This window comes from Amycolatopsis sp. NPDC104587 (assembly GCF_055583645.1).
Genome location: NZ_JBVJNO010000007.1, coordinates 281,794 through 304,530 on the forward strand (window position 1 = coordinate 281,794; position 22,737 = coordinate 304,530).

Annotated in this window: 16 protein-coding genes and 1 riboswitch; of the genes, 14 read left to right on the forward strand and 2 right to left on the reverse strand. The window is 73.0% G+C overall.

Annotated elements, in window-relative coordinates; translation table 11 throughout:
• The first annotated feature begins 136 nt into the window (after nt 1–136).
• The 9 genes from ACZ61C_RS23305 to ACZ61C_RS23345 all read left to right on the forward strand — a co-directional run bounded on the left by ACZ61C_RS23305 (nt 137) and on the right by ACZ61C_RS23345 (nt 9,394).
• The gene (locus ACZ61C_RS23305; RefSeq protein ID WP_465309900.1) at nt 137–1,762 is read left to right on the forward strand and encodes a penicillin-binding transpeptidase domain-containing protein; all 1,626 of its coding nucleotides are present in this window, start codon (nt 137–139) and stop codon (nt 1,760–1,762) included.
• An 84-nt stretch (nt 1,763–1,846) separates the two neighbouring features.
• A complete protein-coding gene (locus tag ACZ61C_RS23310; RefSeq protein ID WP_465309901.1) occupies nt 1,847–2,530 on the forward strand; it encodes an ArsR/SmtB family transcription factor in 684 nt (227 codons plus the stop codon).
• A 95-nt stretch (nt 2,531–2,625) separates the two neighbouring features.
• A complete protein-coding gene (locus ACZ61C_RS23315; protein ID WP_465309902.1) occupies nt 2,626–4,104 on the forward strand; it encodes a potassium/proton antiporter in 1,479 nt (492 codons plus the stop codon).
• Nucleotides 4,105–4,338: 234 nt separating this feature from the next.
• Complete coding sequence (locus ACZ61C_RS23320; RefSeq protein ID WP_465309903.1) at nt 4,339–4,995, forward strand: M23 family metallopeptidase; 657 nt, start codon at nt 4,339–4,341, stop codon at nt 4,993–4,995.
• 93 nt (nt 4,996–5,088) lie between these two features.
• Nucleotides 5,089–5,203, forward strand: a riboswitch (SAM riboswitch).
• A 37-nt stretch (nt 5,204–5,240) separates the two neighbouring features.
• Nucleotides 5,241–6,587: an aminotransferase class V-fold PLP-dependent enzyme gene (locus tag ACZ61C_RS23325; protein WP_465309904.1), complete on the forward strand. Its 1,347-nt coding sequence runs from the start codon at nt 5,241–5,243 to the stop codon at nt 6,585–6,587.
• Nucleotides 6,588–6,603: 16 nt separating this feature from the next.
• Nucleotides 6,604–7,227, forward strand: a complete 624-nt coding sequence (locus ACZ61C_RS23330; RefSeq protein ID WP_465309905.1) for a hypothetical protein — start codon at nt 6,604–6,606, stop codon at nt 7,225–7,227.
• Nucleotides 7,167–7,799, forward strand: a complete 633-nt coding sequence (locus tag ACZ61C_RS23335; protein ID WP_465309906.1) for a hypothetical protein — start codon at nt 7,167–7,169, stop codon at nt 7,797–7,799. Before ACZ61C_RS23330 ends, ACZ61C_RS23335 begins: the two co-directional genes overlap by 61 nt.
• Nucleotides 7,800–7,886: 87 nt before the next feature.
• Nucleotides 7,887–8,468 carry a signal peptidase II gene (gene lspA, locus ACZ61C_RS23340; RefSeq protein ID WP_465310216.1) on the forward strand — a complete coding sequence of 194 codons (582 nt, stop codon included), beginning with the start codon at nt 7,887–7,889 and terminating at the stop codon, nt 8,466–8,468.
• The gene (locus tag ACZ61C_RS23345; RefSeq protein WP_465309907.1) at nt 8,465–9,394 is read left to right on the forward strand and encodes an RluA family pseudouridine synthase; all 930 of its coding nucleotides are present in this window, start codon (nt 8,465–8,467) and stop codon (nt 9,392–9,394) included. Before lspA ends, ACZ61C_RS23345 begins: the two co-directional genes overlap by 4 nt.
• 288 nt (nt 9,395–9,682) lie before the next feature.
• Here ACZ61C_RS23345 and ACZ61C_RS23350 read toward each other — a convergent pair whose 3' ends face one another.
• On the reverse strand, nt 9,683–10,678 hold the full coding sequence (locus tag ACZ61C_RS23350; protein WP_465309908.1) for an AsnC family protein: 996 nt from the start codon (nt 10,676–10,678) through the stop codon (nt 9,683–9,685).
• 133 nt (nt 10,679–10,811) lie between these two features.
• Between ACZ61C_RS23350 and ACZ61C_RS23355 the strand changes: the two genes are divergently transcribed.
• The 4 genes from ACZ61C_RS23355 to ACZ61C_RS23370 all read left to right on the forward strand — a co-directional run bounded on the left by ACZ61C_RS23355 (nt 10,812) and on the right by ACZ61C_RS23370 (nt 20,787).
• Nucleotides 10,812–17,441, forward strand: coding sequence for a DUF885 domain-containing protein (locus ACZ61C_RS23355; protein ID WP_465309909.1), 6,630 nt, complete (start codon nt 10,812–10,814; stop codon nt 17,439–17,441).
• The gene (fahA, locus tag ACZ61C_RS23360; protein ID WP_465309910.1) at nt 17,438–18,649 is read left to right on the forward strand and encodes a fumarylacetoacetase; all 1,212 of its coding nucleotides are present in this window, start codon (nt 17,438–17,440) and stop codon (nt 18,647–18,649) included. Before ACZ61C_RS23355 ends, fahA begins: the two co-directional genes overlap by 4 nt.
• An 83-nt stretch (nt 18,650–18,732) precedes the next feature.
• Nucleotides 18,733–19,662, forward strand: coding sequence for a YihY/virulence factor BrkB family protein (locus ACZ61C_RS23365; protein ID WP_465309911.1), 930 nt, complete (start codon nt 18,733–18,735; stop codon nt 19,660–19,662).
• 84 nt (nt 19,663–19,746) lie between these two features.
• Nucleotides 19,747–20,787, forward strand: a complete 1,041-nt coding sequence (locus ACZ61C_RS23370) for an LLM class F420-dependent oxidoreductase (protein WP_465309912.1) — start codon at nt 19,747–19,749, stop codon at nt 20,785–20,787.
• 126 nt (nt 20,788–20,913) lie between these two features.
• Here the strand turns inward: ACZ61C_RS23370 and ACZ61C_RS23375 are convergent, their stop codons facing one another.
• The gene (locus ACZ61C_RS23375) at nt 20,914–21,525 is read right to left on the reverse strand and encodes a class F sortase (RefSeq protein WP_465309913.1); all 612 of its coding nucleotides are present in this window, start codon (nt 21,523–21,525) and stop codon (nt 20,914–20,916) included.
• Nucleotides 21,526–21,781: 256 nt separating this feature from the next.
• Between ACZ61C_RS23375 and ACZ61C_RS23380 the strand changes: the two genes are divergently transcribed.
• Nucleotides 21,782–22,726, forward strand: a complete 945-nt coding sequence (locus ACZ61C_RS23380; protein ID WP_465309914.1) for a Ppx/GppA phosphatase family protein — start codon at nt 21,782–21,784, stop codon at nt 22,724–22,726.
• Nucleotides 22,727–22,737 lie beyond the last annotated feature (11 nt).

The following is a 22,737-nucleotide window of genomic DNA, read 5'->3' on the forward strand; positions in this document are numbered from 1 at the left end:
TGGCCGGTGCTCTCCGCAGATGTGATGGAAAACGGGCCGAGGTGGCTTTCTTTGGCAGAAAACCCCCCGCTCCCCGTGGGACGCCCCCCCCCCCCCCCCCACGGCGGTGGTGTTCCTTGGGGGAGGGGTTACCGGAATGAGTCCTGCCAGAAGACGCGGCATCCTGATCGGCGGCGCGCTGCTCGTCGTGATGGTGGTCGTGGCGGCGTTCTTCGTGCTGAACGGCGGGGGCTCGACCCCCGAAGCGGAAGCCGGGGCGACGGGCGTCGAAAGCCCGGGCGCGCTCGACCCGCGGTCGGCGATCACCGAGTACCTGCAGGACCTTTCCGAGAACAACTCCGACGCGGCGAGCCGGCTGACCGACGACAACACGGCGGCCGCGGTGGCCCTGCGCGACGCGCGGAACACGCTGAGCCCGTCGTCGGTGACCGCCAAGCTGACCGTCCTGCAGCCGACCCCGGCCGGGGCGAAGCAGACGGGCGGCACGTTCAGCCTCACCTGGGCGCTGAAGCCGGGCCAGGTCTGGACCTACGACGTCCCGTTCCAGCTCGCGCTGGCCGGCGGCAAGTGGCTCGTGCACTGGGCGCCGTCGCTGCTGCACCCGAAGCTGGAGACCGGGCAGCGGCTGGTGATCAGCACGGCCGTGCAGGACAGCACCGCGGTCGCCGACCGTGAGGGCAAACCCCTGCTGGTCAGCGGGGCCGGCGGTCTGCACCCGGTCGACGGCGACCCGGCGCCGCTGCTGCGGTCGGCGCTCACCGGCCAGGTCACGGCCGCCGCGGGCAGCGGGTTCGCCGTCCAGCGGGTCGACGCCGCGGGCAAGAGCCTGGAGACGCTGTTCGGCAAGACGTCCGCCGACGGCGCGCCGGCGCTCGTGTCGAGCCTGAGCCTGACCGCGCAGAACGCCGCCCAGAAGGCGGTGAACGGGTACCGGGGATCCGCGATGATGGTCGCGCTCGACACCGGGTCGGGTGACATCCTGGCCGTCGCGCAGAACGCCGCCGCCGGGGACGCGCCGAAGGCCCTGAACGGCCTGTACGAGCCGGGTTCGTCGTTCAAGATCGCGACGGCGGTCGCCGCGGTCCAGCAGAGCGGGCTCAACGCGGGGTCGCCGGTCGACTGCCCCGGCGTCGCGACGATCGGCACCCGCACGGTCAAGAACGAGGGGTTCGAGCTGGGCGCGACGAACCTGCAGACGGCGTTCGCGCGCTCGTGCAACACGACGTTCGGGCAGCTCGCGCTGGCCCTCCCGGCCGACGGCCTGCAGAAGGCGGCCAACGAACTGGGCCTGAACGCCGACTACGAGATCCCGGGGATCTCCACCGAGCTCGGCAAGGTCGAGCCGGCGGCGAGCAAGGACGAGCAGGTCGAGGACGGGTTCGGCCAGGGCCGCATCCAGGCGAGCTGCCTCGGCGGAGCGGTGATGGCGGCGACGGTGGCCTCCGGCAAGGCGATCACCCCGCGGCTGTGGCACGACGTCGAGACGCAGGTGGTCAAGGGCTACTCACCGCCGCCGTCCTCGGTGCTCGGCGAGGTCCGGAAGATGATGCGCGCGGTGGTGACCAGCGGAACGGGCCGCGCCGCCGCGGGGGCCGGCACGGTGTTCGGCAAGACGGGCACGGCCCAGTTCGGCGACGGCGCGTCGGCCACCGGCTGGTTCGTGGGCTACCGCGGCAACGTCGCGTTCGCGGTGGTCCTGGAGAACTCCAACGACTCGGGCCCGGCCGTCCAGCTGGCCGCCACGTTCCTCAAGTCCCTCTGACTCCTGGCCTCGACCGGAGCTTTCACGTGAAAGCTCCGGGTTGGTTCGGCCGCGGGCGAAGGGTGCGGGTCGTACCGTGGTCGTATGGAGACGATCGCGCTGGCCGAAGTGGCCGCCGTGCTCGCGGATCCGAGCCGGGCCACCATGTGCCTCGTGCTGCTGGACGGGCGGGCCTGGACCGTCGGTGAGCTGGCGAAGGCGGCCGGCATCGCGCTGTCGACGGCGAGTGAGCACGTCACGCGGCTGACCGACGCCGGGTTCGTCGCCCGGGTCAAGCAGGGCCGCGCGTCCTACGTCCGGATCGCCGACCCGCGGGTCGCCGAGCTGATCGAGCACCTGGCCCAGCACGCCGAGCACCGGCCGGTCACCAGCCTGAAGTCGTCACTGCGGGTGAAGCGGCTCGGCTTCGCGCGCACCTGTTACGACCACCTCGCCGGTGTGCTCGGCGTCGCCCTCCGCGACGGCATGCTGGCCACCGGCCTGATCGACGCCGGCGACGGGCTCGCGCTGACCGGCCGCGGCCGCGAGGTGCTCGACGGCCTCGGCGTGCCGGTCGCGGCCGGGCGGCGGCCGCTGCTGCGCGACTGTCTGGATTGGACGGAGCGGCGCGACCACCTCGCCGGCGCGCTGCCCGCGGCGCTGCTAGAGCGGGCCGTCGACGCCGGCTGGGTCGGCCACGACGGACATCGCGCCGTGAAGGTGCTTCCCGCGGCGGAGAAGCCGTTCGCGGCGCTCGGTGTCGACCTCACCGCGCTCGGTGGGCCTTAACACACCACGTCCGCGACGCGCCCCAGCGGTACACGAACGAGTTAACCCCACCGCCTCACTATTCTGAGGGCCCACGGCACTCGGAGGGAGGCGGCATGGACCAGCTTCCCGTGCTGCTCGGCATCGGCGGTGTTGTGCTGCTCGCCTCCGTGCTCGCCGTGCGCGTGTCGATCCGGCTCGGCCTGCCCTCGCTGCTGCTCTACCTCGCGATGGGCGTGCTGCTGGGCGAAGCCGGCTTCGGCATCCGGTTCGACAACCCCGAGCTGACCCAGTCGCTGGGGCTCGCCGCGCTCGTCATGATCCTCGCCGAAGGCGGGCTGACGACCCGGTGGTCGGCGGTGAAACCCGCCCTGGGCATCGGGATCGCACTGTCCACTGTGGCCGTCGTGGTCAGCATCGCGGTCACCGGCGCGGCCCTGCACTTCCTGCTGGGCCTGGACTGGCGGTTCGCCCTGCTGTGGGGCGCGGTCCTCGCTTCGACGGACGCGGCGGCGGTCTTCTCGGTGCTGCGCACGGCCGGTGTCGGCAAACGGCTCGTCGGCGCACTGGAGCTGGAGTCCGGCATCAACGACGCGCCGGCCTACATCGCCGTCGTCGTGCTGGCCGAAGGCACCACTGTGGATTGGACGCTGCCGCTGCTGGTGGTCTACGAGCTCGGCGCGGGCCTGGCCATCGGGCTCGCCTTCGGCTGGCTCGGCGGGATCGCGCTGCGCCGGGCCGCACTGCCGGCGACCGGTCTCTACCCGCTCGCCACCGTCGCGGTGTGCGTCGTGGCGTACTCGTCCGGGCAGCTGGCGCACGCGTCCGGGCTGCTCGCCACCTACGTCGCCGCGCTGGTGCTCGGCAACTCGCGGCTGCCGCACCGCTCGGACACGCTGTCGTTCGCCGAAGGGCTGGGCTGGCTGGCGCAGATCGGGCTGTTCGTGCTGCTCGGGCTGTTCGCCTCGCCGGGCCGGCTGCTCGAGACGCTGGTGCCGGGCCTGGTCGCGGGCGCCGTCGTGCTGCTGCTGGCCCGGCCGGTGTCCGTCGTGCTGTCGATGCTGCCGTTCAAGCTGCCGTGGCGGGAACAGGTGTTCCTGTCGTGGGCCGGGCTGCGCGGCGCGGTGCCGATCGTGCTCGCGATGATCCCGCTCTCGCAGGGGCTGCCGGACGCGCAACGGCTGGTCGGCGCGGTGTTCGTGCTGGTCATCGTGCTGACGCTGCTGCAGGGCGCGACGCTCGGGCCACTCGCGCGCTGGCTCGGGTTGTCCAAGAAGTCCGAGGCGCACGAGATCGAGGTCGACTCCGCGCCGCTGGACGAGCTGGGCGCCGAGCTGCTGCAGGTCCGCATCCAGCCCGGGTCGAAGCTGCACGGCGTGTACCTGTCCGAGCTGCGCCTGCCGGTCGGGGCGACCGTCAGCCTGGTCGTGCGCGAAGGCACCGGCTTCACCCCGCAGAAGACGAGCCGGCTGCAGGAGCACGACCAGCTGCTGGTCGTCACGACGAGCGTCGTCCGCGACACCGTCGAACGGCGGCTCCGCGCGGTCGACCGGGCCGGGCGCCTGGCCCGCTGGAAGGGCGAGTCGGGCCGCTAGCCCGTTCGTGGTCGTGGTCAGTCCGTGATCGATCGGACGACTGGGCCGGCGCTGGCCTGCGTCTTGTCCGGTCCTTGTCCGGTTCTCGCGCTGACCTGGTGATCTTTTTCCGCGAGGGTGATCATCGGGCATAAAAACGCCGTGTGATCTTCCCAGTGATCCAACCTTTGGCCTACTGTGCGCTCGATCCGGTTAGTTCGAATGGGTGAGTGAACAGCCAAAGGAGTACGCACGGTGACGAAGCTGCATGTTCGTGGGGCGGTTCTGGCCGCTGTGATGACCGCCGCCTGTGGGCTGCTTGCCTCGCCGGCCGCGAGCGCCGAAGTGGCGCCGTTCCCGGCCCTGGCCCTGCCGTTCAAGGCGGGCCAGCAGGTGTACTCGGCCGGCATCCACTCCGACGACGGCAGCACCAGGGTCAAGAACGCCGTCGACTTCAGCCCGGCCGACCGCACCGTGCGGGCCCCGCTGGCCGGCACCGTGCACCTCCAGCACTGCGCGGGCGGCGACTGGGTGACCCTCGACCACGCCGGCGGCTGGCGGACCGGGTACTACCACATGGAGGGCATCAAGGTCACCGACGGTGAGCAGGTCGAGGCCGGGGCCGAGCTCGGCTCGACCGGCAACGCGCTCCCGTGCGGCGGCAGCAGCACCGGCGCGCACGTCCACTTCACGCTCTGGACGCTGCCGGACGCCCCGGCGGCGAACTGGGACGGCAAGTCCTTCGCCGAGGTTTCGACCGCGGTCACCGCGGCCCACGGCGAGCCGGTCGACGGGAAGACCCTGGGCGGCTGGCGCTTCACAGCCGGATCCGAGCAGTACCAGGGCACCGCGACGCACCTCGCGGACAACGCCGTCACGCAGCTGCCGGGCCACTTCCGCGCGAAGCTCTGACCCTTCTCGCATCCTGCGCAGTCCTGTGAGCGGCGTCTCAGAATGCGAACCGGGGGTTGGCTGCCGCGTCCGGTTTCGGTTACCTTCGAGCCAGGTCATGAGTGCCAGCGTCAAGCCCCGGCTTGCTGGCCGGCAACCCTCCTGCCGCGGTGGGGTGCCCCGGGTGAAGACCGGGCCGGTCGTGTCGTGCGACGGGCAAGCGCGGGCCCCTCGCCGGGGTCCCCCGGACCGCCGAGGAGGCACCGATGACTCTCGCCATCGACCGCACCAGCACCGTCGAGCTCGTCGAAACCGTTGTCCCGCAGGAGATCCCGGCCGTCGTCGGCGCGTCGCTGCGGGTCCCGCTCGTCACCGGCGGCGACATCGGCTACGCCAACCTCGACCACGCGGCGAGCGCGCCGTGCCTGGCGGCCGTCCGCGACGCCGTCGACGAGTTCCTGCCCTGGTACGCCAGCGTCAACCGCGGCGCCGGCTTCGCGTCGCAGGTGTCGACCAAGCTCTACGAGCGCACCCGCGACGCCCTGCGCCGTTTTGCCGGCGCGCGCCGGACCGACACCGTCGTGTTCACCCGCAACACCACGGACTCCTTCAACCTGCTCGCCCGCAGCCTCCCGCCGCGCACCTCGGTGGTCGTGTTCGACACCGAGCACCACGCGGCGCTGCTTCCGTGGCGGGGCCCGCACGTCCGGCGGATCCCGACCCCGCGCACCCGCCTCGCCGCGGTGTCCGCTGTGGACGAAGCGCTCGCCGGCTGCCCCGAAGGACCGCGCCTGGTGGTCGTCACCGGGGCGTCCAATGTGACCGGTGAGCTGCTCCCGGTCGCCGAAATCGCCGCGGTGGCACGGAAACACGGCGCCCGCATCGCCCTCGACGCCGCGCAGCTCGCCCCGCACCGCCGCGTCTCGATCAAGGAGCTGGACGTCGACTACGTCGCCCTGTCCGGCCACAAGCTGTACGCACCCTTCGGCGCCGGCGCGCTGATCGGCCGCGCCGACTGGCTGCGCGCCGCTCAGCCGTACCTCGCCGGCGGCGGCGCGACCAAGCTCGTCACCGACGACGCCGTGGTCTGGAACGACGGGCCCGAGCGCCACGAAGCGGGCTCGCCCAACACCGTTGGCGTGTACGCGCTCGGTGTCGCCTGCGAAACCCTGAGCCGCAGCTGGGCCGCGGTCGAAGCGCACGAGCAGGCCCTGCTCACCCGGCTGCGCAAGGGTTTGGAGAGCATCCCCGGCTGCGCCGAGCTGCGGTTGTTCGACGCGCCGGTCGACCGCGTCGGCACGGTCGGCTTCGTCGTCGACGGCTTCGACCCCGCCTGGCTCGCGGCCGTGCTGTCGGCCGAGTACGGCATCGGCGTGCGCGACGGCGCGTTCTGCGCCCACATCGCGGCGAAGCGGCTCATCGGTGTCGCCGGCGGTGACGGCCGGCAGGCGGTGCGCGTCAGCCTCGGCCTCGGCAGCACCGAGGAGCACGTCGACCGCGTGGTGCTGGCGCTGCGCCAGGTCGTCGCCCGCGGCGCGCGCTGGGAGTACACGAAGGTGGACGGCCGCTGGGCGCCGGTGGGCGACCCGCGGGAGCTGCCGCCGTTCTGCTGAGCGCTAGCCTGGGCCGATGGGGAGGCACGGGGTTTCGTTGGCACTGCTCGGTTTTGCCGAGCTGGTCCTGGTCACGGTCGAGCTGTTCCGCCGCTCGGCCGTGACCGCCGAGCTGGCGTCGCACTTCGCGCCGGCCGCGCCGTCGTACCAGAGCGTCTTCGGGCTCACCGTCGACGACCACGGTGGCCCGCAGCAGTTCCTCAGCACTTCCGACACGGTGATCGCCTACCGCGGTGGGATCGGGATGGCTTGGCAGTGGGCGCTCATCGCCGCGTTCCTCGCCGTGGTCGCCGGGTACGCCCGGCGGCTCGGCGCGAAAGCCGCGGTGCTGTCCGCCGCCGGCGTCGTGCTCGCGGTGCCGCTGCTGGACCTGCTCGCCTACAGCTGGTTCGGCCTCGACGCCACGGCCCGGGGCCCGATCCTGGCGACGCTCGGCCTCGCCGTCGTCGCGGGGTGGGAACGCAGTCCGTTGATCCTCGCCGCCGCCGTGCTGTCCGGGGCGGTCGCCGTCCTCGTCGCGGACCTGCCCGGTGTGCTGATCTCGGCCGGCGTCCTGCTGGCGGGCGCTATCCTGCCCCGATGGGGAGATCGCGCGACTACTGGTTCCCGTTGGCCGCACTGGGGTTCGCGCAGCTCGTGATGGCGGTGGTCGCCCTGGTCCCGGAAACTCCGGAGGCCGGCCAGTTCGTGCACTCGCGCGCCTACGAGCTGACCCAGGACCTGTCCGGGGTCGGGCTCGGCACCGGCGGGGTCGGGGGCACGGGGTGGTATTCCACCGACGTCTACGCGACGAACGTCGTGCCGCCCGCGGCGCTCGGCTGGCTCGCCGGCCTCGCGTGCGTGGTGCTCGCCGTCGCCGGCTGGTACTGGCTGCACCTGCGCCGCGCCGGCACGCCGCCGCGGCCCGTCCGGTTCGTGCTCGGCACCCTGGCCGCGCTCGCCGCCGTCCCGCTGCTCGACCTGCTCGGCACCGTCGAGCTTCGGCTGCCCGGCGACGTCCGGGGCGCGCTCGTCGCGGCGCTGGGACTGCTGGTGCTGGCCGCCTACGAGCGCAGCTGGTTCGTGCTCGCCGTGACCGTGGTGTTCGCGCTGGTCAGCGTGCTGTTACCGACCCCGGTGACCGGGGCGCTGGCCACGACGAGCGTGCTGTTCGCCGCGGCGTTCGCGGTCCTCCTCCGGCGTCCCCGCGACACTGCCGCCGACACACCCTGACCAGGCGTGGACAATGGACCGGTGAGCACCGAGCCCAGCCACTCCGAACCCGAGACCGAAGCCGCCGCCGAAGCGGCGCCCGACCCCGTGGCCGACGCGCCGGAGAACCCCGAGGTCCCGGCGAAGCCTCTGCTGCCGAAGCGCCGCGTCGGCTGGGTGTTCGCGGTCGCGGTCGTGCTCTGGGCGATCGACCTGGTGACGAAGAACCTGGTCGTCGCGAACCTGGAGGGCAAGGAGCCGGTCCGGATCCTCGGCGGGCTGATCTACCTGCAGGTGATCCGCAACCCGGGCGCCGCGTTCTCGATGGCGACCGGGATGACGTGGGTGCTGGCACTGGTCGCGCTGGCCGTCGTCATCGCGATCATCTGGCTGTCGCGGCGGCTGCGCTCGATCGGCTGGGCGATCGGTCTCGGGCTGGTGCTGGCCGGGGCGCTGGGCAACCTCACCGACCGCATCTTCCGCCCGCCGGGCGGCCTGCAGGGCCACGTCGTCGACTTCATCTCGGCGTTCGCCCCCAACGGCAAGGGCTTCGCGATCTTCAACATCGCCGACTCGGCGATCTGCGTCGGCGGCGCGCTCATCGTGCTGCTGTCGCTGCTGGGCAAGGACTACGACGGCACGTCGACGAAGGACAAGAAGAAGGCCGAAGCACAGGAGGACCAGGCGTGAGCTCGCGGATGCTCCCGGTGCCCGACGGGCTTGACGGGATGCGCGTGGACGCCGGTCTCGCGAAGATGCTCGGCCTGTCCCGCACGGTGGTCGCCGAACTGGCCGAATCGGGTGACGTCCTGCTGGACGGTCGCCCCGCGGGCAAGTCCGACCGGCTGGCCGCGGGCGGGCTCCTGGAAGTCACGCTGCCCGAGCCGGCGAACCCGGTGGAGATCGTCGCCGAGCCCGTCGAGGGCATGAAGATCCTGCACGACGACGACGACATCGTGGTGATCTCGAAGCCGGTCGGCGTCGCCGTGCACCCCAGCCCGGGCTGGACCGGCCCGACGGTCGTCGGCGGCCTCGCCGCGGCCGGCCTGCGCATCGCGACGTCGGGCGCGGCCGAGCGCCAGGGCGTGGTGCACCGGCTCGACGCGGGCACGACCGGCGTGATGGTCGTGGCCAAGAGCGAGCACGCGTACACCGTGCTGAAGCGCGCGTTCAAGGAGCGCACGGTCGACAAGGGCTACCACGCGATCGTCCAGGGCCACCCGGACCCGACCCGCGGCACGATCGACGCCCCGATCGACCGCCACCCGCGTCACGACTACAAGTTCGCGGTGGTCCAGGGCGGCCGCCCGAGCGTGACGCACTACGAGGTCGTCGAGGCGTTCCGCGCGGCGTCGCTCGCGCACATCAAGCTCGAAACCGGGCGGACGCACCAGATCCGCGTCCACTTCTCGGCCCTGAAGCACCCGTGCGTCGGGGACCTCACCTACGGCGCGGACCCGGTCCTGGCCCGCCACCTCGGCCTGAGCCGGCAGTGGCTGCACGCGAAGACGCTGGCGTTCGCCCACCCGGCGGACGGCCGCTGGGTCGAGTTCGAGTCGGAGTACCCGGAAGACCTGGCGAACGCGCTGAAGATCCTGCAGGACGAGAGTTACTAGCTGTCCTGTAAGTCATCGGGGCCAGAGCACGATCGCGGCGATGGTGAGTTCGGCCTGGTAGTAGGCAGCGCATTTGGCGTGCCGTCCTTGGTCCACAACCGCAGCCGTTCATGCGCGGTTTCCATGGCCAGTAGCGCACGCCACGGGGCGCCGGTGCGCCGCTTCCGCAGGATCGTTGAGGTGGCAGCAACGGCTCGATCACCGCCCACGCCTTGTCCGTCAACTCACCGCGACCAACCACGTCCGCAACCCAACCGGACCGCGGCCAGACCACTTACAGGACACTCCCTAGTCGTCGATCGACCAGGTCAGGGTGCGCTCGTCCGGCTCCGGCCGCGGGCTCCAGCGGACCGAGACCACACGGGTGGTGTCCGGGAGCACGTACACGGTGTGGCCGCCCAGGGTTTCGCCCGGCTTGACGCCGATTTTGTGCGGCGGCCGCGACGTCAGTGACACCGGCGCCTTGCCGATCGCCGTGCCGTCGGCGGCGAGCAGCTCGAGGTAGTTGTCCGGCAGTGAGGCGAACGGGATCGCGCCGCGGTTGGTGATCTCGGTGTGCACGACCACCGAGCGCTCGCCGTTCTCCAGGCGGTAGCCGGCCGCGCTGAAGAGGAAGTCCGCCGGGTCCTGGACCTCCAGCAGCTGCACCGACAGCTGTTCGCCTTCCAGGCCCTGGGTCTCCATGACCTGGCCGAGCCGGCCCTGCTTGCCGCCGGGAGCGCCGGTGCGCGGGGGTTCGTCACCGCGGGCCCACGACGCCGTCTGCGGCAGGCCCCACGTGCTGACGGACGGGTCGAGCGGCGCCGCGAACTGCTGCTGCGGCGGCCGCGGTGGCTGCTGCTGCGGGGGCCGGGGCGGCGGGCCGGGGTACCGCCCGGACGGCGTGCCCTGGACGTTGTACGGCCCGGAGGGCGCGCCTTGCACGTTGTACGGCCCCGAGGGCGCACCCTGGACGTTGTACGGACCGGACGGCACCCCCTGCGGACCCGGGCCCGGCGGCATCGGCGGCTGCTGCGGCACCGGCTGCGACGGCGGGAACTGCGGCGCCGCGGGCGGCCGGTTCGCCCACGACGGCGGCGCGGCGGCGATGGCGGCGCGCAGGCCGTTCGGGTCGCTTTCGACGCCGACGAGCAGCGGGAGCCCGCTGCCGGACAGGGCGACCAGCCGGTAGGCGACCTCGCGGGGATCCATGCCGACCTTGGCCGCGAGCTCGTGCACCGCGGTCTTGCCGAGGTCGGCGAGCGCGGCGAGCAGGCGGATGTCCACGGGATCGGTCACGGCCACTCGGTGAACGCTACCGCGTCGCCCCGCCGGTCGCGCCGAGGCCGTCCGCCCCCGGCGAACGACCGGCCGTTCTTGTCGGTGATCTCCGTTAGGGTCGGCCGGGAGCACAACACCGATTGCTGGGGGTCCCGCCATGACCGCGGTCACCGAACTCGCCGACGAGTTCGTCGAAGCGCTGTTCGCCGCCGATCCGCTGACGCCGGCGGTGCTGGGCGTCCGCCCGGCGGCGACCGGTTTGCCGGACTTGTCGGCCGAAGCCGAGCAGGCGTCGCGGGCCCGGATCGCGGCGGTCCTGGAGCGGGCGCGCGCGCTCGGGACCGAGGGCCTGCCGGCCGAGGACCGCGTCACCCGGGACGTCCTGATCACCTCCGCCGAGGCCCGCATCGCGGTGATCGACGCCCGGACGGCCGAGTTCACCGTCACCGACCTCTCCATCGGGCCCGCGGCGACCCTGCTCCTGAACCTGCCGATGACCCCCGTGACGGCGGGTGAGACGGCGGAGGCGCAGCTCGGGCGGCTCGCGGCGGTCCCGGAGTACCTGCGCCAGGCCGCGCGCCGGCACACCGAGGGCATCACCGACGGCCTGGTCCCGGTGGCCCACCTGGTCGACGCCGCGGTCGCGCACCTCGACCGCTACCTCGCCGAGCCGGCCGCCGACCCGCTGCGGCGCCAGCCGGCGCCGGACGAGGAGTTCGAGCGCCGGCGCGACGAGCTGCTCGCCGACGTCGTCCGGCCCGCGTTCGCCGAGTACCGCGAGTTCCTGCTCACCGAGGTGAAGCCGCACGGGCGGCCCGCCGACCGTCCCGGTCTCTCCGCGCTGCCGGGCGGCGAAGCGGCGTACGCGCGGCTCGCCCGGGTGCACACGACCACCGACCTGACCCCGGCACAGCTGCACCAGACCGGCCTCGACGTCATCGAGTCGCTGGCCGCCGAATACCGCGAGCTGGGGCTCCGGGTGTTCGGCACCGACGACCTGGCGGAGATCTTCGCGCGGCTGCGCACCGACCCGGCCCTGCGCTGGACCAGCGCCGAGGAGCTGCTCGACACCGCCCGCTCGGCCGTCGCCCGGGCCACCGCCGAGGCGCCGAAGTGGTTCGGCCGGATCCCGGCGCAGCCGTGCACCGTCGAGGCGGTGCCGGCGGAGGTCGCGCCCGGCGCGCCCGCGGCGTACTACCTGCGGCCGGCCGACGACGGCTCCCGGCCCGGCATCTACTTCGCCAACACCCACGAGGCCACCGAGCGGCTGCGGCACCCGGCCGAGACGATCGCGTTCCACGAAGCCGTGCCGGGGCACCACTTCCAGCTCAGCACCGCGCAGGGCCTCACCGGGCTGCCCCTGCTGCGGCGGATCGGCATGTTCACCGCCTACGTCGAGGGCTGGGGGCTCTACAGCGAGCGCCTCGCCGACGAGATGGGCCTCTTCTCCGACGACGTCGCGCGCCTCGGCATGTTGACCGGCGACTCGCTGCGCGCGGGCCGGCTGGTCGTCGACACCGGGCTGCACGCGCTGGGCTGGACCCGGCAGCAGGCCGTGGACTACCTGGTCGAGCACACCCCGGAGGCGCTGCCCGAGATCGAGTCCGAAGTCGACCGCTACATCGCCTGGCCCGGCCAGGCGCTGGCGTACATGGTGGGGCGATTGGAGATCCAGCGGATCCGCACCCGCGCCGAGCAGCGGCTCGGCTCCCGGTTCGACGTCCGCGCGTTCCACGACGTCGTGCTCTCCGGCGGCGCGCTGCCGCTGCCGGTGCTCGCCTCCGTCGTCGACGAGTGGGTGGCCGGGCACGGGGACACGGCGAACGGCCTGGCGGACGAGCTCGTCACGCTGACGTTCGAGCAGGAGCCGCTGCACCCGTCGGTGCTCGGCCTGCCCGGTGACCACGACCGCCTCGGCGACCAGTCCCGGGCGGCGCAGGAGCGTTTCCACGCCGCGTACACGAGTCTCGCGGCCCGCGCGCGGGCTCTGCCGGCCGAGGGCATGACGGCGGAGGAGGCCGTGACGCGCGAAGTCGTGGCGGCCGCCGCGGAAACCGAGGCGGACCGGCTCGCGTCGCGGGCGACCGACATCGCCGTCAGCGACGGGTTCACCTCGCCCGCGCTGGGGCTGCTCATGTACCTGCCCTACTACAGGCTGGACGACGACCGGAAGGCGCGCGGGTACCTGGCGCGGCTCGCCGCGATCGAACCGTTCCTCGCCGCGCTGACCGAGCGGCAGCGCGCGAGCCTCGCCGAGGGGCTCGTGCCGCCGGCGTTCCTCGCCCGGGTCGGCGTCGAGTACATCGACCGCTACCTCGCGGCGGCGGACACCGACGTGCTGAAGGTCGGGACGACGGCGGCGGTCGAGGGGTTCGAAGCCGAACGCGACCGCCTGCTCACCGAGGTCGTCCACCCGGCCTACACGCGCTACCGCGACTTCCTGCGCACCGAGGTCGAACCGGTGGGGCGGCCCGACACCGAGCCCGGGATCGGCCACGTGCCGGGCGGCGCCGAGCGCTACGCCGCGCTGATCCGGGCCGAGACGACGACCGAGCGCACGGCGCAGGACCTGCACGACACCGGGCTGGCGATCATCGGGAAGCTCGCGGAGGAGTACCGCGAACTGGGCGGGAAGGTGTTCGGCACCACCGATCTCGCCGAGATCTTCGAGCGCCTGCGCACCGACCCGGCCCTGCGCTGGCGGGACGGCGAGGAGCTGCTGGCCGCGGCCCGTGACGCCATCGCGCGGGCGGAAGCCGTGGCGCCGCAATGGTTCTCGCACCTCCCCGCGGAGAAGTGCGAAGTCGCGCCGGTGCCCGAAGCGGACGCGGCGAGCGGCACGATCGCGTACTACCTGCCGCCGTCCCTCGAGGGCACCCGCCCGGGCACCTACTACGCCAACACCCACGAAGCCGAGAAGCGGCCGCGGTTCACCAGCGAGGCGATCGCGTTCCACGAAGCCGTGCCGGGGCACCACTTCCAGCTCAGCCTGGCCCAGGAGCTGACGGACCTGCCGCTGCTGCGGAGGGTCGGCATGTTCAACGCCTACGCCGAAGGCTGGGGGCTCTACGCCGAGCGGCTGGCCGACGAGATGGGCCTGTACTCCGACGACGTCGCCCGTTTCGGCCTGCTGACGCAGGATTCGATGCGTGCGGGCCGGCTGGTCGTCGACACCGGGTTGCACGCGCTGGGCTGGAGCCGGCAGCGGGCGATCGACTTCCTCGTCGAACACACGCCGATGGCGCGGCTGGAGATCGAAGCGGAGATCGACCGGTACATCGGCTGGCCGGGGCAGGCGCTCGGGTACATGGTGGGGCGGCTGGAGATCCAGCGGCTGCGGGCCGAGGCCGAGCAGGCGCTCGGCGAACGGTTCGACATCCGCGGTTTCCACGACGTCGTGCTCGGGCACGGCATGCTGCCGCTGTCCGCGCTGGCGAAGGTCGTCTCGGACTGGGTGGCGGGCCAGGGTGACACGCCCGACCGGCTGGCCGACGAGCTGGTGGCGCTGAACTTCGAGCGGCAGCCGATCGCCCCGTCGGTGTTCGGCCTGCCGGGGGCGCACAACCGGCTGCCCGACCCGTCGGCCGAGGCCGAAACCCGGGCCCGCGCCGGCTACGTGGCGATCGCCGCGCGCGCCGAGGCGATCGACCCGGCCGGGCTGACCGCCGCCGAGCGGGTCACGCGGGACGTCGTGGTTTCCCAGGCGCGGACGGAGATCGACACGATCGACTCCCGCCGGGCCGACTTCGCGGTCAGCGACGGGCTCGGCGCGCCCGCGCTGCAGCTGCTGCTGTACCTGCCGCAGACGGTGCTGGACGACGAGCCGAAGGTGGCCGGTTACCTGGCCCGGCTCGCCGCTGTGGGGGAGTACCTCGACGCGCTTGTGGTCCGGCAGCGGGCCGCGGTGGGCGAGGGGCTCGTGCCGCCGGACTTCCTGGTGCGCGCGGGCGTCGCCTACCTCGACCGCTACCTGGGCGCGCCGGAGAGCGACCCGTTGCGGGTGACACCGTCGTACGCGCGCGAAGGCTTCGAGGCCGAACGCGACCGCCTGCTCACCGACGTCGTCCACCCGGCGTACGCGCGGTATCGCGCGTTCCTCGCCGACGAGGTCGCGCCGGTGGCCCGCCCCGAGACCGAGCCGGGCATCGGGCAGCTGCCCGGCGGGCCGGAGCGGTACGCGGCGCTGATCCGCGCCGAGACGACGACCGAGCGCACGGCGCAGGACCTGCACGACACCGGGCTCGCGTTGATCGACGGTCTCGCCGAGGAGTACCGCGAGGTCGGGGCGAAGCTGTTCGGCACCACGGATCTCGCGGAGATCTTCGACCGGATCCGGACCGACCCGGCGCTGCGCTGGCGTGACGGCGAAGAGCTGCTGGCGGGGGCCCGCGCGGCCATCACCCGCGCGGAAGCCGTGGCGCCCCAATGGTTCTCCCGGGTTCCGGAGCAGCGGTGCGAGGTCGCGCCGGTGCCCGCGGCCGAGGCCACCAGCGGCACGATCGCGTACTACCTGCGGCCGTCGCTCGACGGCACGCGTCCGGGTGTCTACTACGCCAACACCCACGAGGCCGGGAAGCGGCCGCGGTTCACGAGCGAGGCCGTGGCGTTCCACGAAGCCGTGCCGGGGCACCACTTCCAGCAGTGCCTCGCGCAGGGGCTCACCGGGTTGCCGTTGCTGCGCCTGATCGCGAGCGTGAACGCCTACGCCGAGGGCTGGGGCCTCTACGCGGAGCGGCTCGCGGACGAGATGGGCCTGTACTCCGACGACGTCTCGCGGCTGGGCATGCTCACCCAGGACTCGATGCGCGCCGGCCGCTTGGTCGTCGACACCGGGCTGCACGCGCTCGGGTGGAGCCGGCAGCGGGCGGTCGACTACCTCGTCGAGCACACGCCGATGGCGCGGCTGGAGATCGAAGCGGAGATCGACCGGTACGTGGCCAACCCGGGACAGGCGCTCGGGTACATGGTGGGGCGGCTGGAGATCCAGCGGCTGCGGGCCGAGGCCGCGAGCGCGCTGGGCGAGCGGTTCGACATCCGCGAGTTCCACGACGTCGTGCTCGGCAGCGGCACCCTGCCGCTGCCGGTGCTGTCCGGCGTGGTCGCCGACTGGGTGGCGAGCCGCCGTGACACGCCGGATTCGCTCGCCGAGGAGTGCCTGGAGCTGATGTTCGAGGCCCAGCCGCTGTGGCCGTCGGTCTACGGCCTGCCGGGCACGCACGACCGGCTCGCCGACCAGACCGCCGAGGCGGCCGCGCGGCACCGCGCCGGGTTCGCCGCGATCATCACACGCGCGGAGGCGCTCGACCCGGCGACCGTCGCCGAGCGCGTCACCCGTGACGTCGTGATCTGGCAGGCGCGCACGCAGATCGACGTGCACGACTCGCGCCGGGCCGACATCGCGGTGAGCGACGGGATGGCCGCGCCTGCGCTCGAGCTGCTGATGATGCTGCCGCAGGTGGTGCTCGACGACGAGGCCAAGGCCCGCGGTCACCTGACCCGCTTGGCCGCCGTCGGCACCTACCTGGACCAGCTGATCGAGCGGCAGCGGGCGACGCTGGCCGAAGGGTTCACCCCGCCGGAGTTCCTGGCGCGCATCGGCGTCGGGTACGTCGGGCGTTACCTGGACGACCCGGAGAACGACCCGCTGAAGGTGCCCGTCCAGGGGCTCGAAGCCGAACGAGACCGGCTGCTGGCCGAGGTCGTGCGGCCCGCTTACGCGCGGTACCGGGACTTCCTGGCTTCGGAGGTGGTGCCGGTCGCGCGCCCGGAGACGTCACCGGGCCTCGGTGACCTGCCGGGCGGGCCGGAGCGGTACGCGGCCCTGATCCGCGCCGAGACGACGACCGAGCGCACGGCCCAGGAGCTCCATGACACCGGGCTGGCGATCATCGACCGGCTGGCGGAGGAGTACCGCGAAGTCGGCGGCAAGGTGTTCGGCACCACCGATCTCGCCGAAATCTTCGACCGGATCCGCACCGACCCGGCGCTGCGCTGGCGCGACGGCGAGGAGCTCCTGGCCGCCGCCCGGACGACCATCGAGCGGGCGGAAGCCGTGGCGCCGCAGTGGTTCGGCCGGCTTCCCGAGCAGCGGTGCGCGGTCGCGCCGGTGCCCGCGGCGGAGGCGGCGAGCGGTTCGATCGCGTACTACATCGAGGCGTCGCTGGACGGCTCGCGGCCGGGAACGTACTACGCCAACACCCACGAGGCCGACCAGCGGCAGCGGACGCTGGGCGAGGCGATCGCGTTCCACGAAGCCGTGCCGGGGCACCACTTCCAGGTGACGCTCGCGCAGCAGCTGACCGGCGTCCCGCTGCTGCGCCGGCTCGCGATGTTCAACGCGTACGCCGAAGGCTGGGGCCTCTACGCGGAGCGCCTCGCGGACGAGATGGGCCTGTACTCCGACGACGTCGCGCGGCTCGGCCTGCTGACCCAGGATTCGATGCGCGCGGCGCGGCTGGTGGTGGACACCGGCCTGCACGCGCTGGGCTGGAGCCGGCAGCGGGCGGTCGGCTACCTCGTCGAGCACACCCCGATGGCCCGGATCGAGATCGAAGCGGAGATCGACCGCTACGCGGGCCACCCCGCGCAGGCGCTCGGGTACATGGTCGGCCGCCTGGAGTTCGAACGCCTGCGCGCCGAAGCCGAGCAGGCGCTGGGTGAGCGGTTCGACATCCGCGAGTTCCACGACACGGTGCTGGGCCACGGAACCCTGCCCATCCCGGTGCTGGCGGACGTGGTGGCCGACTGGGTGGCGGCGCGGGCCGCGGCGCCCCGGGACGAGGAGTGAACGTGACCTGGCTCGACCTGCCCGACACCACGCCGTTCGGCCTGGACAACCTGCCCTACGGCGCCTTTTCCGTCGCCGGCGCGCCCGAACGCCGGATCGGGGCGGCGGTCGGGGAGCACGTGCTCGACCTGACCGCCGCCGCGGCGGAGACGGCCGCGCCGTTCGCCCCGCTGCTCACCTCCGGGGTGCTCAACCCGTTGCTGGCGGCCGGGCCGGGCACCTGGCGGGACGTGCGCGAGAGCGTCCGCGAGTGGCTGACCGAACCCCGCTACGCCGACCAGCTGCGGCCGCACCTGGTGCCGCTCACCGAAGTCACCACGCACCTGGCGTTCGAGGTCGCCGACTACGTCGACTTCTACTCGAGCGAGCAGCACGCCCTGAACGCGAGCAGGATCTTCCGCCCCGACGCGGCCGAGCTGTCGCCGAACTGGAAACACCTGCCGATCGGCTACCACGGCCGGGCCGGCACCGTCGTGACGTCCGGGACCCCCGTCGTCCGCCCGAACGGGCAGCGCAAGCCGCGTGCCGCCGAAGTCCCGGAGTTCGGCCCGTCGCGCTCACTGGACGTCGAGGCGGAAGTGGGTTTTGTCGTCGGCGTCCCGTCCGTCCCGGGCACGCCGGTGTCCACATCGGACTTCGAAGCGCACGTCTTCGGCGTCTGCCTGGTCAACGACTGGTCCGCGCGCGACCTGCAGGCCTGGGAGTCCCAGCCGCTGGGGCCGTTCCTCGGCAAGTCGTTCGCGACGTCGGTGTCCCCGTGGATCGTCCCGCTGGCGGCGCTGGAGCACGCACGCGTCGACGGCCCGCCGCAGGAGCCGGAGCCGCTCGAATACCTGCGCACCGGCGAGAAGTGGGGCCTGGACCTGGCGATCGAGATCCGGCTGAACGGGCACCTCGTGTCGAGCCCGCCGTTCGCCACGCACTACTGGACGGCCCCGCAGCAGCTGGCGCACCTGACGGTCAACGGCGCGAGCCTGCGCACGGGGGACCTGTACGCCTCGGGCACGGTGACCGGCCCGGAGCGGAACCAGCGCGGATCGCTGCTGGAGCTGTCGTGGGGCGGGCGCGAGCCGTTCGAGCTGCCCGGCGGCGGCACCCGCGCGTTCCTGGAGGACGGCGACGAGGTCGTGATCAGCGCGACCGCGCCGGGTCCGGCCGGCACGCGGATCGGGTTCGGCGACGTCCGGGGGACGGTGGTTCCCGGCTGAGGCCGTGACGATCCCCCCTCGGCGGTGTCCGGACTGCGAAGGACGGACGCGGATGAGAGGGTCGGCGAGTGGGACGTGGAGCGGTGAAGGCCGTGCTGGGCAGGCCGCTCCGGCGGTGCGGGGCGACGTTGGCGTGTTACCGGGAACGCGACGGCGACCACTACGCCGCCGCCGTCACCTTCTTCAGCCTGCTGGCGCTCGTGCCGATGATCATGGTCGCCGTCTCGGTGGCCGGGTTCGTGCTGGCCGGCGACCGGCTGCTCGCCGCCGAGCTCGACCAGGTCATCCGCGCCTCGCTGCCGCCCGAGCTGGCCGGGCAGGTCACCGGCGTCGTGCACACCGTCGTCGGGGAGCGCGGCCGCATCGGGCTGCTCGCGCTGGCCGTGGCCGCGTACTCGGGCTGGAGCTGGATCAGCAACGTCCGCGACGCCGTCACCGCGATGCTCGGCCAGGAACGGACCCAGCGGCCGTTGGTGCGCGGCATCGTCGCCGACGTCTTCGTGCTCGCCGGGGTCGGGCTGGCGATGACCGTGTCCTTCGGGCTCGCGGCGCTCACCGGCGCCGCCGGCAGCTGGCTCCTGCGCCTGACCGGGCTGGACGGCGGGTTCGCGCACGTTGTGCTCGTCGCGGGGTCACTCCTGCTCGGGCTCGCCGCGAACTGGCTGGTCATCGCCTGGTGCCTGGCCCGGCTGCCCCGCACGCCCCTGCCGTTGCGCTCGACGCTGCGCCCGGCCGGGGCCGCCGCGCTCGGGCTCGGCGCGATCCAGCAGGCCGGTGGCCTCTACCTGCACATCCTCGGCCGATCCCCGGCCGTCGCGACGTTCGGCACGCTCGTCGGGGTCCTGCTGTTCGGCTACCTGATCGTGCGCTGGCTGCTGATGGTCACGGTGTGGCTCACGGTCCGGGACGAACCGCCGGCCGGCACGCTCGCCGCCGACGTCCGCTACGCCGGGACGACGCTGGGCGCCGGGGCGTCGGCGGAGCTGGTGGTCCGCACCCTCACCGGCCGCTGAGTGGCGGGCCGCACATCGCCCGGGTGGTGACCGGGGTCTCCCGTTAGGATCCGACTAAGCGCTTGCTCAGCAACGGAGGTGGACATGCGGATCGGGACCGCGATCAACTACGCCGGAGGCTTCGCCGACAGCGTCGCGGACATCGTCGAACTGGAGAAGGCCGGCCTCGACGTCGCCTTCGTGCCGGAGGCGTACTCGTTCGACGCCGTCAGCCAGCTCGGTTACCTCGCGGCGAAGACCGAGCGCGTGCAGCTGGCGTCCGGCATCTTCCAGATCTACACCCGCACGCCGACCCTCACCGCGATGACCGCGGCCGGGCTCGACTTCGTCTCCGACGGGCGGTTCATCCTCGGCCTCGGCGCGTCCGGCCCGCAGGTCATCGAGGGCTTCCACGGCGTGAAGTACGACGCGCCGCTGGCCCGCACCCGCGAGATCGTCGAGATCTGCCGCCAGGTGTGGCGCCGCGAACGCGTGGTCCACGACGGCAAGCACTACACGATCCCGCTGCCGCCGGAGCAGGGCACCGGCCTGGGCAAGCCGCTGAAGCTGATCAACCACCCGGTGCGCGAGCGCATCCCGGTGCTGCTGGCCTCGCTCGGGCCGAAGAACGTCGCGCTCACCGCGGAGATCGCCGAGGGCTGGCAGCCGATCTTCTTCCACCCGGAGAAGGCCGCCGACGTCTGGGGCGAGTCCCTGGCCGAGGGAAGGGCCAAGCGCGACCCGGCGCTGGGCGAGCTGGACACGTTCGTCACGGTCGCCCTCGCGATCGGCGACGACGTTGATGGGCTGCTCGACCAGGTGCGCCCGGTCGTGGCCCTGTACGTCGGCGGAATGGGCGCGCGCGGCAAGAACTTCTACAACGACCTGGCCTGCCGTTACGGCTACGAGGCCGAGGCGAAGCTGATCCAGGACCTCTACCTCGACGGCAAGAAGGAAGAGGCCGCGGCGGCGGTGCCGATCGAGCTCCTGCGCGCGATTTCCCTGGTCGGCCCGGCGGGTTACGTGCGCGAGCGCGTGGCGGCGTTCAAGGAGGCCGGCGCGTCGACGCTCATCGTCAACCCGCTGCAGCCCGGCCGCGAGGCACGGGTGGCCGGGGTGTCCCAGCTGCGGGAGCTGATCGACTGAGGTGGGGCGGCGCCGCCCAGGAGCGGCGAAGCGCCAGCCGCTCACACCGGCACCGCGCAGCGCAATCCTCGCGGCGCCGCAATCCCACCCGCACCCGCCGCCCGGATGTGCAGGCTGTCGTTCCAATCAGACCGGCACGGCCGACACCGCAACTCGCGCCGCGTCCAAACCGGCCGTGTCGTTCACACCGTCGCTGGTGATCAGCCGCAGCTCCGGTCCCGTCCCTTCGGGCGCGACCAAAGTGCTGTCCGGCTCGTCCGCCGGATACAGCGCCGTCTTACGGACGGTGAACCGGGACTCGCGGCCGTCCTCGGCGCCGATGATGATCATCGCGCCGCGCTCGAGCTTCCCGAGCCGGGCGAACGCGCCGCTCGTGTACCCGAAGCCCGCGTGCCCGGACAGCACCGCCACCCCCGGCGCGCCCGGGACCGGGCCGTCGGTGAACCAGCCCACACCGAGCGCCGTGCCGGGCTGCTCGCGGCGGCCGCCGCCGACGTGGCCGAGGCCGATCAGGTGGTTCAGGACCAGGCCGAGCGACGGGATCCGCAGGGCGACCGGCGGGGCGCCGGACCCGAGGTCCGCGGGCCCGTTCACCGCCGACGCGCCGGGTGTGACCGACGTTACAGGAGTCAACACGGTCGTGACGCCGAGCAGCACGCAGCCGAGCCCGGCCACGACCGCGAGCACGGCGGCGGCCGGCCGCACGAGCTCGGATCGCCGTGTCGGTCGTTCGGTCACTTTCGCCTGCTCCGCACCGGTTTTGATGTCCGATTAATCGCGCTGGGACGGGGTGGCGTTACCGAATCGTGTCCACTGCTAGGCTCGTTCACTCGATCGGGTCAGCTCGCTGTGACCTTCTTGTCAAGAAGGCACGTCTGTCAGGGGTGCAATCCGTCAAGGTCCGGCAAATCGGTACGAGATCGGACATCATTAGATGTTTGCTGCAGTCGGACTGGGGATATCCACTGCCCGGGAGAGTGAGGTGCGCCGCGCTGTGCGAAAAATCGAAGAGCCCGCGGTGGGCGTGCTGGACGTCGGGTCCTTCAGCGCCCGGCTGGTCGTGGTGCCGATCGACGGCTCACCGCGCGAGCCGGTGCTGAACCACCAGACGCGGCTGCGTCTCGACCGTGAGCTCGACGACCGCGGCCGGCTCACCGACCAGGGCGTCGCCGCCATCACGGCCGCCGTCGCCGCGGGCATGACCATGGCTTACCGCGCCGGCGTGCGCAGCGTCTACCCGCTGGCGACCTCCTCGATCCGCGACGCGGCCAACGCCGCCGAGGTCGTCCGGCACGTCGCCGGCGAAACCGGCGTCGAGCTGCGCTTCCTCTCCGGTTCGCGCGAAGCCGAGCTGACCTACCTGGCCGCCCGCCGCTGGTACGGCGCGTCGGCCGGCCCGCTGCTGGTGCTCGACATCGGCGGCGGCACGGTCGAGCTGGCCGCCGGCTGCGGCGAGACGGCGTCGTTCGCCCGTTCGCTGCCGCTGGGCGCCCGGTCGATGACGCGGGACTGGCTGCCGAGCGAGAAGGTGTCGGGCAAACAGGTCAAGGCGCTGCGCGCGCACGCCCTCGACGTCGTGACGACCACGCTCGGCGCCGCGGGCGTCCAAGACCCCTGGGTCGTCGGCTGCTCGAAGGTGCTGCAGCAGCTCGCCCGGCTGTCCGGCGCCCGGCCGGGCCGGCGCCGCGAACTGCGGCTCGACGACCTGCGCGCCTGGATCCCGCGGCTCACCGCGCTGCCGCCGTCCAAGCGCGCCCAGCTGCCGGGCATCTCCCGCAGCCGCGCCCACCAGGCCCTCGCCGGCGCGATCGTGGCGGAGTCCCTGCTGACGGTGGCCGGCGGCAAGATGTCGATCTGCCCGTGGTCCACCCGGGACGGCCTGCTGCTGAGCCTGCAGGACAAGGCGATGGCCGCGGCCACCAGCCTGCCCGCGGCCTGACCCCTGGTCGT